The 12,553-nt window shown below is 56.5% G+C and carries 10 protein-coding genes; 5 read left to right on the plus strand and 5 right to left on the minus strand.

The genetic code is table 11. The features are described from left to right. Window positions 1-632: 632 nt before the first annotated feature. A complete protein-coding gene (locus I1M21_RS04075; RefSeq protein WP_195192539.1) occupies window positions 633-899 on the plus strand; it encodes a ribbon-helix-helix protein, CopG family in 267 nt (88 codons plus the stop codon). 143 nt (window positions 900-1,042) lie between these two features. On the opposite strand, the gene I1M21_RS04080 is transcribed toward I1M21_RS04075, so the two are convergent. After that, window positions 1,043-1,996, minus strand: a complete 954-nt coding sequence (locus tag I1M21_RS04080; RefSeq protein WP_195192540.1) for a tRNA dihydrouridine synthase — start codon at window positions 1,994-1,996, stop codon at window positions 1,043-1,045. Window positions 1,997-2,599: 603 nt separating this feature from the next. On the opposite strand from I1M21_RS04080, the gene I1M21_RS04085 reads away from it, so the two are divergent. Then, window positions 2,600-3,628 carry a hypothetical protein gene (locus tag I1M21_RS04085; protein WP_229025583.1) on the plus strand — a complete coding sequence of 343 codons (1,029 nt, stop codon included), beginning with the start codon at window positions 2,600-2,602 and terminating at the stop codon, window positions 3,626-3,628. Window positions 3,629-3,900: 272 nt separating this feature from the next. Here the strand turns inward: I1M21_RS04085 and I1M21_RS04090 are convergent, their stop codons facing one another. The 4 genes from I1M21_RS04090 to I1M21_RS10035 all read right to left on the minus strand — a co-directional run bounded on the left by I1M21_RS04090 (window position 3,901) and on the right by I1M21_RS10035 (window position 9,635). After that, window positions 3,901-7,155, minus strand: coding sequence for an ABC transporter ATP-binding protein/permease (locus I1M21_RS04090; RefSeq protein ID WP_195192542.1), 3,255 nt, complete (start codon window positions 7,153-7,155; stop codon window positions 3,901-3,903). A 253-nt stretch (window positions 7,156-7,408) separates the two neighbouring features. Next, window positions 7,409-8,380: a TlpA family protein disulfide reductase gene (locus I1M21_RS04095; protein WP_195192543.1), complete on the minus strand. Its 972-nt coding sequence runs from the start codon at window positions 8,378-8,380 to the stop codon at window positions 7,409-7,411. A gap of 30 nt (window positions 8,381-8,410) precedes the next feature. Then, window positions 8,411-9,385: a 4Fe-4S binding protein gene (locus I1M21_RS04100; protein WP_229025584.1), complete on the minus strand. Its 975-nt coding sequence runs from the start codon at window positions 9,383-9,385 to the stop codon at window positions 8,411-8,413. After that, the gene (locus tag I1M21_RS10035) at window positions 9,306-9,635 is read right to left on the minus strand and encodes a CD1871A family CXXC motif-containing protein (protein WP_442872248.1); all 330 of its coding nucleotides are present in this window, start codon (window positions 9,633-9,635) and stop codon (window positions 9,306-9,308) included. Before I1M21_RS10035 ends, I1M21_RS04100 begins: the two co-directional genes overlap by 80 nt. On the opposite strand from I1M21_RS10035, the gene I1M21_RS04105 reads away from it, so the two are divergent. The 3 genes from I1M21_RS04105 (at window position 9,525) to I1M21_RS09775 (ending at window position 12,437) form a co-directional block, all read left to right on the plus strand. Then, window positions 9,525-10,217 (plus strand): response regulator transcription factor, encoded by a 693-nt coding sequence (locus I1M21_RS04105; protein WP_229025585.1) that lies wholly within the window; start codon window positions 9,525-9,527, stop codon window positions 10,215-10,217. The genes I1M21_RS10035 and I1M21_RS04105 overlap by 111 nt on opposite strands. Next, the gene (locus tag I1M21_RS04110; RefSeq protein ID WP_195192545.1) at window positions 10,214-11,365 is read left to right on the plus strand and encodes a HAMP domain-containing sensor histidine kinase; all 1,152 of its coding nucleotides are present in this window, start codon (window positions 10,214-10,216) and stop codon (window positions 11,363-11,365) included. The genes I1M21_RS04105 and I1M21_RS04110 overlap by 4 nt, the downstream gene beginning before the upstream one ends. 67 nt (window positions 11,366-11,432) lie before the next feature. After that, entirely contained in the window at window positions 11,433-12,437 is a 1,005-nt protein-coding gene (locus tag I1M21_RS09775) for a helix-turn-helix domain-containing protein (RefSeq protein ID WP_229025586.1), read from the plus strand. Window positions 12,438-12,553 lie beyond the last annotated feature (116 nt).

Below are 12,553 nucleotides of genomic sequence, written 5' to 3' on the forward strand. Positions count from 1 at the left end.
GCGGTGTCCCCTCCCTTTCAAGAAAGAGAAGAGGCGGGGCATGCCCCGCCTCTTACACCACATCTCTGCGCGCTACCGTTCCACTCGTCCGCAGACGACGTTATTTCTCCTCATATGTTCAATAAAAGTAGCTCCTAATGGGAACAAATCTCATCAGGAGCTGCTATTAATAGCAAAATAAATGCAACAATAATGGCAACAGTACTCATATTTGCCCTTTTTTGACCACGACCCTCCAGAATAGTCGCTGAGAACGACACTAAATGACAAAATCCGACACTTGGACGTTCTTATATGAGTAGCCATTGAAGGACACCTAACGACTACTCCCATTCGCGACACACTGTGTCGCGAATTAAGCTGGTCCCATTACCGAAGACCAGTGAGAGTTCCTGCCCAGAATCTCGATAACTTAATAAAGCGCTCCCCTCCGGAAGTTCAATGAGCATCCAAATTCCAAGCTGAAAAGCAAAGGAGTAGCGAAGCCGTCAATGCTCATTTCCTATCGAACAGGCGGGTCAAAACAAGCTAATTAGCCCGATAAACTGCTTGTATTTTTGTCTACAAAATTGTATACAAAAAGAGAATCCGAGAACCGGCGCTCGACATTATGTCGATCGATAGGAGGCGCTATGGACGCTAAGCAGCTCGAAAAGATGATGGGGTTTGCTCCCGGAGAGTTGGAGAAAGCCGCGGAGGCATACGAAAAAGATGAGTGGCCGAAGGGCCGCACCATCAAGCTGGGAAGGCCGTCGATCTCCGATGAGCCAAGCGTTGTTTTATCGGCACGTGTGGGTGAATCGGTTCTTGAAGCGTTTGACGAGAAGGCAAAGCGCCATGGGCAAACACGCACAGAGCGACTCAGGGAGCTCATCACGCTCGATGCAATGATTGCCTAGTCCCCCGCCGACCCAAACATGTACGTCAGCATCCAAAGTCGACATTTTTCGACATCTTTGGATGCTGACGTACAGCTTTTTGTGGCTAGTCATTGGGGACGTTCTTAAATGACTAGTCGTTAAAGAACGTCCCCAACGACCAACTAGCCGTGGAAGCGAGCTATGAGTGCAAGTGGCTGCTCGCGAAAGACGCGATCGACGGCGGCGCGGTATTCGTCGACCTTTTTAGTCTTGCGTACGAGCTTGTGGACGGTAGCGGGGTCGGCGAAAGCGCACTTGGCGTAGAACCACCACTCCTTCATGCGAAAGACCGCGTTGCCGCCAATCTCTTCTGCATAGGCCGCAAACAGCGTGTCGTGGAAGCGCTGCAGCTCAGCAGCCGTTGCAGCAGGGCCGCCCTTGACCATGCGAGCCAGCGCGGGGTTCGCAAGCAAGCCACGCCCCAGCATCACATGGCGTGTACCGGGATAGGCCTCCACCAGCGCGTCCACGTCCTCAAGATCAAAGATGTCGCCGTTGTATGCCACCGGGAACGGCGCGCGCTCCAGCGTCTCGCCGTAAAACGCTTTGCGCGGCGAGCCCGTGTAACGATCCTTTTGCACGCGCGGATGCACGATTAGCTCGGCCAGCGGCATGCGGCAGTAAAGGTCGAGCACGCGCTCGTATTCGCCGTCGTCCTCGAGCCCCAACCTAGTCTTGACCGACACCGGCAGCGGAGAGCGTTCGCACACGTCGCTTAGAAACACCTCGAGCTCATCGAGATTGCGCAGGAAACCCGAGCCCTTGCCCTTAGCGACAACCGTTCCCGAAGGGCAACCCAGGTTGAGATTGACCTCCCGATAGCCCATGTCGGCGAGCACCTGCGCCGCCCACACAAACTCGTCCGCGTTCTTAGACATCAGCTGAGGCACTACGTTGAGCCCCTGGTTATTGGCAGGATCGATCTCCTTAAACGCCTTGCCGCCAAAGCGGTTTCCCACCCGCGGCGGCGGCAAAAACGGCGTGTAATAGCAATCGAGCGCACCGAAGCACTCCGCATGCACGCGACGGAACACATGCCCGGTAATCCCCTCCATAGGGGCAAGCGAAAGAATCATCTACTCTTCTCTCATATCAACGGATGTGACAAAGGAACCGCCCCCTTGTTACATGCATTATGCCTTGTGCTCCAGATGATTCACAAGGCAGAGGCAGCAGCTTGACGATAATCACCCTTCCATCCGGCGCCTCATGCAACGAAGGTGAATGGTTTTCCGCGAAGTGAACGAGTGAAATCGGACCCTCGATGCATCGACACTTTTGGAAGGCCAATTCCTGCGGTTTTATCACTCAAATCCTGCGGTTTTAGCGTCGAAAAATGTGGGTGCTTCAGGGGTCCAAATTAGGTCGTTCACTTCGCGGGAAACCATTCACCTTCGATTTGCTGTTTGTGGGCATCGGCAGCGGCTTCATGCTCCAAAAGACGACGTTCGCGATCAAACGATCACCAACAGCACGCTGTTGACCGCTATGCATGAACAACAGACATCCTCCACTCATCTATACTCAAGAGCGTGTGCACATCGCCCCCGAAAAACGATAAGAGTCGAGGCCCCATGCAGCAGCTCACCGAGCAAGAAAAGAAACGTATCCAGCGGTACTGCACATACCCCAAAATCGCAGCGACCGCACTCGTCATGTCGTTCGTAGCATGCCTGTTGATGTTGCCACTCCAAATGATCAACGATATCGCGTTTCACCAAAAAGAATTCCAACCCGCGGGCATATATACCGCCATCGCACTCACCGTTATCGAACTCGCCATCTTTTGCTATTGCGCTCTTGCGCCGCGCTTTGGAATGCAGGGCAAACAGTGGAAGGAGCTGCAGAGCAGGCTCGCGGTAGCCCAAACCAACAAGGACCGTTCCGCGGAGGTCGCCGGCGTGCTTGCCACGCAAGCTGCCGGCCGCCTGCTCAAGAACAGCGATAACGATCTCGCGCGCAACCTGGGCGGTGCCGCCGAGGTTGCCAGCGCCGTAGGGGCAGTCGCCACGGCGGCAGACGTGCTGGCCGAGACCTCGAGCAATGCCGAGGCCATGGCAAACGCATACGGCGTGACGATTCCAAACGTCAAGAAGCAGATCATAGCTCTCGCAGTGTTGCCCGCCATTGTGCTGCTTGGCGTCTACATCCCGCAGTTTGTCCAGGGAAATAACGAGCTTCAGACAAGAAAGGCTGCAGCCGCCGAGCAGCTCGCCATCGCGCAAGATGCCTTGGAGCCCGTGTGCGAACGCGTCGCGGCAGACGACCCATACGAGTCGTATCACGACTACGGCTATCGCATTATCGGCTATCTGCGCGATAATGACCTCGGCGCTCAAGCAGCCTATGTCTACCTTTCTTTCGATGCAGATGGCATGCTCACGGACGTCGCTTACACCAATCAGATCGACCCCGAGGCAAGCCTTGAAGACAACCTCGCCCGCACCGAGCAGGATATCGCGACGCTCTGCGCCCCGCTCAACGGGTTGGACATTTCCGTTGCCACGCCTGACCTCCTCGCGCCATGTAGCCTGTCGGATGAGTTTAAGCAGGCATTTTTGGCCGGATCCTTATACGAGGAGATCAGCATCAAGACGGAGGACGAATCCATCAAGTCGTACTACGCCTTTGACACCGAGCCCAAGGAAGAGTTCGACGAATACACCCATCCGGAAATTAGGCTCATGCTCTCTACAAAGAAGAGCTAGAAGCTTGCGTTCTGATTTCCGCTCGCAAACGCCGTCTATATCTCGAGGTCTAATACTTTCCCCAGAAGTGAATGGCTGTATTTGGACCCCCGAAGCATCGACATTTTCTGACGCCAAAACCGCAGGATTCAACGATCAAAACCGCAGGAAATTGCATCACAAAAGTGCCGATGCTTCGGGGGTCTATTTTGACTCGTTCACTTCTCGGAAAAGTATTAGACCCCGATTCCACAAGGCTCTCAATGTGACAAAGGGGCTGTCCCTTTGTCACATTATTCGGAGCGCAAGGCCTCCACGGGATCCTTCCTGGACGCGCTGCGGGCGGGCAGCAGGCCGGCAACAACCGTCAGCAGCACCGAAATCGCGATGAGCACCAGCGCATCCTGCACGGGCAGGCTCATCAGGTTGGGGACCTGTTTGGCCGCAAGCGCCCAGGCATTGACCGGAAAACTCACGAGCACCACGACGACAATGGCAAAGACACCGGCGATGAGGCCTTCGATAAAGGTCTCGGCATTGAATACGTTGGCCACGTTGCGCTTCGACGCGCCAATCGCGCGCAGGATGCCGATCTCCTTTTTACGCTCCAGCACGCTGATGTAGGTGATGATGCCGATCATGATGGAGCTCACCACCAGGCTGATGCTCACGAATGCGATGAGCACCAAGCTGATGGTGTTCACGATGTCGGTCACCGAACCCATGATGATGCCCATGTAGTCGGTGTACGAGATTGCCTGCTCGTCGTGGCCGGCGGCTTTGACCTGCTTGTTGTACGCGTCAATGTGATTGAGCACGCGCTCCTTGGCCTCAAAGTCGCGCGGGAAAACCTTAACCGAGATGGGGTCTGCCTCATCCGCATAGCCCAACGTGGTCAGATTGTTGTCGTAGGTGAGCTTCGAAGCCTTGGCATAGCTCATCATGAGCGAACTCAGGTCCTCGGCGTCCATGTTGAAGTGGATGGCATGAGCAAAGGCACTCGCATCCACGCGCATGGCGCTCGCCAGGTTGGCAAAACTCGAAGACATCTGCGTCGCCATCTGGTCCATGAGCCCCGCCGCGGCCGCCTTGAGCTGGGACGATACCGTCGACGCTATCTGCTCGCTGATTGCCTTCATCACCTGATCCATAGCCTGCTGCAGATACGGAGCCAGCTGCTTTTGCACGTAGTCGGTCATCGCCTGCTGTAGCCGCTCAGCCAGCGCATCTCCGCCCAGCGCCTTGAGCTGCGCCAGGCATTGCTGCGCCGTGGCATCATTCCCAAGATACGCCGAGAACGCAGCAGCGAGCTTCGATGCGTCCTTAAGGTCCTCGGGCGACAGCGCCCCAAACTGATCAGACTGCAAAAAGCCCTCAAAAAGTTGGTTGGCAAGCGTTCCCACCTGCTGCATTTGCTCGGGCGTGAGTTCCAGACCGTCAAAGATGCCCGAGAAATCTGGAGCCGGTGCTTTTGCCATGATGTCGCTGAAGTCGATGTCCTTGCCAACGTCCGAGAGGTCAATGTCCAACCCGGATAAGTCGATACCAGAAAGGTCCATACCGCCGGCCGCACCCGAGAGTGCAGACGCATCAAACGAGAACGCACTCTTGAGCGCCGCCTCGTCCACGCTGAACATGCTGCCCAGATCCACGCCTTGCTTGGCCTCGCCCTGCAGTTCATCGAAAGACTTGCCCGTAAAGACATCCGTCTCGGGATGGGCAAGTTGCTCCTTCACAATCTGCGAATCGGCAGCGCGCTCCATAAGCTGGCGAGTCAGCGCATGCATATAGGCAATGCCCGGGGACAACGCGCTCGCGTTGGCCGTCTCGTTGGGTCGCACCACGCCCACAATGTGCACGTCGATACCGTCGGCAACCTTGGCTGCCATAAAGTCGGCGTCGCCAGACATGTCAGTCCACATGCCGGTCTCTTCGTTTTTGCGATAGGCATCGGCCGGCGACAACACCTTAAACGTCGTGGACAAAGCATCATCGTAGGTAAAGTCGGTGCCGGTCTCGGGCGTTTCGACCCCACCGTCAGCCGTCATAGCACTGTTAACCAGGTCGTTGAGCTCATCGATATCCAGCGCGCCGATGCTATAGAGCGTGTAGTCGCCCACCGTACCGCGGCTCGAAAGCACCATCACGGCTTCGTTTGCGGACGTGGGCCAATGACCGGCGACGACATCGTACTGGCTGTCGAGCAGGCCCTGGTCGTCAATCATCTCGTTAAAGACCGAGGTTCCCATGGATTCCATGCTCACCGTTGCCGCCGAGCTCGCGCCGCCGCTCATGGCCTCGGTCATGGCGTTGGGCACCAGCCGGACAGGCTTCTCATCGCCCTTGCCGGCGCGATAGACAACCGGCGATACACCGTAGCCGTACTGAATGGCGTTGACCTCTTTATCGATGCCATCGCCACCGGCATCGAGCCATGCCTTGAAGCTCGTCATGTCGTTGGACTTAACGCTCGCAAACATATCCTTTACGGCCGTGACCACAGGAATCTTATCGGTTCCCTTAGCCTTGCCGCCGGCACTGTCGTCGGACGAATCCACGTTTTCAGGCGAGTCATCATCCGCAGCCCCCTGCCCGCCCATCATGGACGACAGGTCGTAATCCTGCTTGGAAATGGTGAGCGGGTAGCTCGAGAGCGTATCCTCCTCGACCTTTTTGATGTAGCCGTTTACGCCGTTGGAGAGCGCCAGAATCGCCGCGATACCGATAATGCCAATCGAGCCCGCAAAGGCCGTCATGGCCGTACGGCCCTTTTTGGTCATAAGGTTTCGGGCAGAAAGCCCCAGCGCTGTCACAAAGCTCATCGAGGTTTTGCGCGTAGGCTTAGCCTCGCGACGCGCGGCCTTGGCAACATCAAAGGGGTCGGAATCGTCGGTGATCTTGCCGTCCGCCAGATTGACGATACGCGTGGCGTACTGGTACGCCAGCTCGGGATTGTGCGTGACCATGATGACCAGACGGTCGCGCGCAACGTCTTTGAGCAAATCCATGACCTGCACGGATGTCGTTGAGTCCAGGGCGCCGGTCGGCTCGTCTGCCAGCACGATTTCGGGATCGTTGATCAGGGCGCGGGCGATGGCCACGCGCTGCATCTGTCCGCCCGAAAGCTGGCTCGGACGCTTGTTAACGTGCTCGCCCAGGCCAACTTTCTCCAACGCCTCGCGCGCACGTTGACGGCACTCGGCATGCCCCACGCCCGTGAGCGTGAGCGCCAGCTCCACGTTTTCCAAAATGGTCTGATGCGGAATGAGGTTATAGCTTTGGAACACAAAGCCGATGCGGTTGTTGCGGTAGGCATCCCAATCGCGATCGTGAAAGTCCTTGGTCGAAATACCGTCGATCAGCAGGTCGCCCGAGTCAAAGTGGTCGAGTCCGCCGATAACGTTGAGCATCGTGGTTTTGCCCGAGCCCGAGGGACCCAGAATGGCCACGAACTCGTTATCGCGAAAAGACAGGCTTACGTTGTCGAGCGCCACCTGCGTAAACGACTGCGTAACGTACCTTTTGCAAATACCTTTGAGCTCCAGCATGGACGGCAACCTCTCCTGCGCAGGCACCCTGCCCGCTCTCCTCCGCCGTTCGTATTCGACGCGTTTGTCCTACTCTATCCCCATTTTTTGCCGGCGCCAGTGAGGAATGTAACGAACCGCGCCAAAAAACGAACGGGATGACGCCTAAAAGAAGAGGTCCCGAGCGGGACCTCTGTATGGTGGAGATTATCTTGAAAGGCAGCGGACTACTCCGCACAGCGGCGCACGATCCTCGCCATGCTTTACGCGTTTTCTACTGCTCGCTATTCGCAATCGCCTGGTCGATAAGCTTGTCGAGTGCTGCGCGCTGCTCGGCGGAGCTGATGGCTCCCACGATTGGATCCCCTACGATGTTGCCATTCTGATCGATGACATACGTTGTCGGGAACGAGAACAAATTTGACGTAAACTTACCGGCCTCGCTATCCGACTTGAACCAGATGTTCTTGTATGTCACGCCCTTCTTGCTCAGCACGTCCTTGGCATCTGCAATCTCGCCCTTGTTGCCATCGAGCGTAAAGGAATTGACGCCCACGACCTGGCCGCCCTTCTCGGCAAGCCCCTGATTCAGCTTCTCAAGATCGCCCAGCTCGCCCACGCACGGCTTGCAAGTGGTGAACCAGAAGTTCATGACGGTGACTTTGTTCTTAGAGAACAGCTCGTCGCTGCTCACGTCGTTGCCATCCAGGTCTTTGCCCGTAAAGCTGGGGAACTTCGTCGCCTCGCTCGAAGCATTGGCACCAGCTGTCATGCCAGCGGCCGAAGCGTCGACGCTCTCGCCTGCGCTCGGCGTGCTTCCACAGCCGGGGAACTCCTTCTCCAAGCTCTCGAGCTTGTCCTCGATCTCCTTGATCTGCTGTGCACCGGTCTTGAGCGTCTTGAGCTCATCTGCTGTAAACTCATCCTTGGCACCGTCGATGGTCTTGAGTAGGAAGTCGCCGTAATTGCTGCCGTCCTCAATCATTGTCGACTCTTTATTTGCTGCGTTGAATACCTTTTCCCACAGCGCATTATCGCTCGAAAGGATATCGTTCTCCTTCTGCATGAGCTTCGCATACAGCTCGGCGGCCTCGTCGGCGTTGGCTGGATCTTGCGCAATGAGCTCCGCGATCTTAGGATCGGAGCCCGTAGATTCGCTCGCGTTGCCACCGGGCGCCGAACACGCCACAAGACACAAGGCCAATACCGGCACCATAAACAGGGCCGCAATCTTAGAAAGCTTCATGGTCATTCCTCCGTTTTGTCGAAGCTTGTTTTACTTTTTTTCGGCGGTCAGGGGGAGCTTTTCTGCCGACACATCCAGGCCATAGCGATAGCTGATGGCATCGACGGGACAGGCCCCGATGCACTTTCCGCACCGGATACATTCGGCATGATTGGGTGCGCGGACCACATCAACGTCCATCTGACAAACCTTTGAACACTTGCCGCACGAGACGCATTTGCATGTATCGACCCGAATCCCCAGTAAGGACACCTTATTCATGAGCGCACAGAATGCGCCGAGCGGACAAATCCATTTGCAGAAGGGGCGATAGAACAAAACGCTCAGCACTACCACGGCAATGAGAACGACGAGTTTCCAGGTAAAGAGCTGCCCCAGCGCAGATCGAATGCCGGCGTTGGCAATGGCCAGCGGAATGGCACCCTCGAGCACGCCCTGCGGACAGACGTATTTGCAAAAGAACGGATCGCCCATCCCCACATCGTTGACCACCAGCACAGGCAGCAATACCACAGCAAACAGCAGCACAACGTATTTGATATACGTAAGCGCCTTGAGCCTTTTTGTCGAAAGCTTTTTGCCGGGAATCTTGTGAAGCAGCTCCTGTAGCCAGCCAAACGGGCACAGAAAGCCGCATACAAATCGTCCCAGCAGCACGCCGAGCAGAATGAGCGTACCGGTGACGTAGTAAGAAAAGTTAAACTTGGATGAACCCACCACCGATTGGAACGACCCAATGGGGCATGCACCCGATGCCGCGGGGCACGAATAGCAGTTAAGCCCAGGAACGCAGACTGTTTTTCCCGCACCCTGATAGATACTGCCTTTGGCAAAGTTTGGCAGGTGAATGTTGGTGACGAGCGTCGCCGCCGCCTGAATGAATCCGCGAAATCGGGCCAAAACATGCGACGCAGTGTTTTCTCTTTTATCCAATTCCGATACACTCCAAGCACAGCCTAATCGCTTTGGCCAGCACGGCATCCGCCTCGCCACGCATAACGCCAAAGCACACCATGGCAATTCCGACGATCAACAAAGCGACCTGTACCACGGGTTTTACCGCTTTGAACAACCTGACCACTCCTTTCGTTACGCGACCATTGGACCATATCGACCATAAAATCCGTGTTAAGCGCGATTTGGAATGTGCAAGGAGACTGTTATGCGTATTTTGATCGTCGAAGACGAGCGAGCACTGTGCGACACCATCGCACGCAGCTTGCGAAACCTGGCATACAGCGTCGACTGCTGTCACGATGGACGGGAGGCGCTCGAGCTGCTGGGCGTCGAAGTCTTTGACCTCGTGGTGCTCGACCTCAATCTTCCCCGTATCGACGGCATGACCGTGCTCAGAGAACTTAGGAAAACCGATTGCGAGACCAAGGTACTGATTCTGTCCGCGCGTGGCGAAGTATCCGATAAAGTCGACGGGCTCGATGCCGGCGCCAACGATTACCTCACCAAGCCGTTTCATCTGGACGAACTTGCGGCAAGGATCCGCAGCCTTACCCTCAGGCGCTTCGCACAAAGCGACATAGTATTAACCTGCGGAAAGCTCAGCTTTGACACCAAGGCGCGCATCGCTTCCGTGGACAGCGAGGCTTTATCTCTTACGCGCAAGGAAACGGGAATCTTGGAATACCTGATGCTTAATCAGGGGCGTCCAGTAAGTCAAGAGGAGCTTATAGAGCACGTTTGGGATAGCACCGTGAACAGCTTTAGCAACGCAACCCGCGTCCATATCTCGTCACTCCGCAAAAAGCTACGCAGTACTTTGGGATACGACCCGATTCGCAATCGGATTGGAGAGGGCTACGTTATGGAGGATGGAGAATGAAAGGGCTTTCGCTGCAATGGCGCATAACGATTATGACGGCACTGCTCACGTGTGCGGCATGCGTGCTGACGAACTGCCTGGTCGGCTATACGGGCATGCGCTACATGGATGCCATCGGCAGTAACATCTCGGCCTTTAACGCTGCCGGTGTGGATTCGCCCCAGGCGTTTGACCCAACAAAAACAGCCCTCGATGACGAGGTCACGATCGTTGTAAACGACGCACAGGAATCTTTTGGCGCGACAGCCTGGTGCATCACGGCTGGAATCACACTCCTTGGCGGCGTGCTGGCATACTTTGTGAGCGGCCGCGCGCTCAAGCCGCTACGGGCTTTTGCCGCCCAGGTTGAGCGTGTGCAGCCTGACAACCTAAGCGAAATCAGACTCAGTGAAGATGTGCCCACCGAGCTACAACGATGCAGTGCCTCTTTCAACGACATGATCGCCCGTCTTGGCGAAGGGTTCTCTGCACAGCGTCAGTTTACCGGCAACGCCGCACACGAGCTGCGCACCCCGCTCGCCCTTATGCAAGCACAGATTGAACTATTCATTTCCGAGCGCTCCGGTTTGCAACCCGAAACGGCCGAGCTGCTCGGCCTGCTACAAGAACAAACTGAGCGAATGTCGCGGATGACCAAGGTGTTGCTCGAGATGAGTGAGCTCCGCAGCGTTCCTTGCGAGGACGATGTGGAACTTGGTCCCTTGTCCGAAGAGGTCCTCACCGACCTTGCGCCACTTGCCGAGAACAAGGGCATAGCCCTCAATTGTGCTGGAGACGCTTTAGTAATCGGGAACGATGCGCTCCTCTATCGGCTGGTGTTTAACTTGACCGAAAACGCCATCCGTTACAGCCGCCCCGGCTCGACTGTCAACGTCTCCATTAGCGACAGCGACAACCACGTGCTCCTGCGAGTCAAAGATGAGGGCCCGGGAATACCCAAGCAGTACCGAGAGAGCATCTTCCAGCCGTTCTTTCGCCTGGATAAATCCCGCAGCAGGACATACGGCGGCGCAGGACTCGGGCTAGCGCTTGTCTGGGAGATTGCAGCGCTTCACGGTGGCACGGTTGAGGTCGAAACAAGTTCCGAGAACGGAACCACCATGCTCGTAAGCCTTCCAAAACGATCCGCAGCGTTAACCGAACAGTAAAACGAAAGGGGTCCCGAGCAACAGGAGTACAATTGCTGCATTGTTGCCACCTGATGGGAGATGGAAGATGGACTGCAATGGCCACCCACGCGTTCCCATGCCGTTAATGTGCACCGCCTTTGCGCCGGGACATCTGGACACTGCGGTCGCCGGCATCGCCGACACCGATTCGCGCGCTATTGCCACGGCAGAAGCGCTGTACTTTCGCGGACAGGCTGCCCTCGCCGCCGAGACGGCACGCCCCTATCTTGACGTCACCGATCCCGCACTGCGCTATTCCGCATGTTTCATCTACGGATATGCCAGTCTGTCGCTCAACCATATCGCCGATGCTCGCCGGTGCCTTGCGGGCATTCTCGATGCGCCGGCCGAAGGGGAATCCCCCGCCACCCGCGCCGTCCACATATTGTTCGCCTCGGCGGCAAGCGTCCTACTTCACCTGCCGTCCCCCTATTCTGCCAATGAGTTCTATCCGTTCGCAGCGCATCTGCCCGAAGGTCTGCGCCTGTTCGCCAGCTACGTGATGGCGCACGCCCTGTATCTGCGCGGCGAATATGGCCGCAGCCTCGGCATGGCAGAAAACGCCTTGGTCATGAAGCAGGGAAGCTATCCCATATCGGAGCTGTTCCTGCACCTGTCGGCTTCTATGGCATGCATGAGCCTCAAGGACATCGACGCCGCAAAGGCGCATTTTGGAGCCGCTTGGGACATAGCGCGTCCCGACGGCCTTATTGAACTCATCGGCGAGCACCACGGCCTCTTGCAGGGGCTCATCGAATCATGCCTGAAAGCGCAATATCCCGATGATTTTGCGCGCATCATCGAGATCACCTATCGCTTCAGCTACGGCTGGCGACGTATTCACAACCCCGATTCGGGTGAGGACGTGGCCGACGACCTCACCACCACGGAGTTCACCATGGCCATGCTCGCCTGCCGCGGATGGACTAACGCCGAAATCGCACGCCATATGGGCGTATCGCCGGGCACCGTTAAAAACCGCCTGTCCGGCGTGTATGCAAAGCTTGGCATCGGAACTCGCGCCGAGCTGGTCGCGCATATGTTGCGCTAGCGACCAAACTGTCAAACGCATCAAACGTGCTCCGGCGTCCCCTCACATTCGCATGCTCAAATTGGACATTTTGCTCCTCGAACGGCACTACCGCGACAGGGCACCTTCTCGCATAA

This window comes from Collinsella aerofaciens (assembly GCF_015546965.1).
In the GTDB taxonomy this organism is placed as follows: Bacteria; Actinomycetota; Coriobacteriia; order Coriobacteriales; family Coriobacteriaceae; genus Collinsella; species Collinsella aerofaciens_X.

What these genes read in the sequence shown, in the direction of transcription:
- I1M21_RS04080 (WP_195192540.1), bottom strand. Translation starts at nt 1,996, where the DNA reads ATGATTCTTTCGCTTGCCCCTATGGAGGGGATTACCGGGCATGTGTTC.
- I1M21_RS04085 (WP_229025583.1), top strand. Translation starts at nt 2,600, where the DNA reads ATGTTGCCACTCCAAATGATCAACGATATCGCGTTTCACCAAAAAGAA.
- I1M21_RS04110 (WP_195192545.1), top strand. Translation starts at nt 10,214, where the DNA reads ATGAAAGGGCTTTCGCTGCAATGGCGCATAACGATTATGACGGCACTG.
- I1M21_RS04105 (WP_229025585.1), top strand. Translation starts at nt 9,525, where the DNA reads ATGTGCAAGGAGACTGTTATGCGTATTTTGATCGTCGAAGACGAGCGA.
- I1M21_RS04095 (WP_195192543.1), bottom strand. Translation starts at nt 8,380, where the DNA reads ATGAAGCTTTCTAAGATTGCGGCCCTGTTTATGGTGCCGGTATTGGCC.
- I1M21_RS04090 (WP_195192542.1), bottom strand. Translation starts at nt 7,155, where the DNA reads ATGCTGGAGCTCAAAGGTATTTGCAAAAGGTACGTTACGCAGTCGTTT.
- I1M21_RS04075 (WP_195192539.1), top strand. Translation starts at nt 633, where the DNA reads ATGGACGCTAAGCAGCTCGAAAAGATGATGGGGTTTGCTCCCGGAGAG.
- I1M21_RS09775 (WP_229025586.1), top strand. Translation starts at nt 11,433, where the DNA reads ATGGACTGCAATGGCCACCCACGCGTTCCCATGCCGTTAATGTGCACC.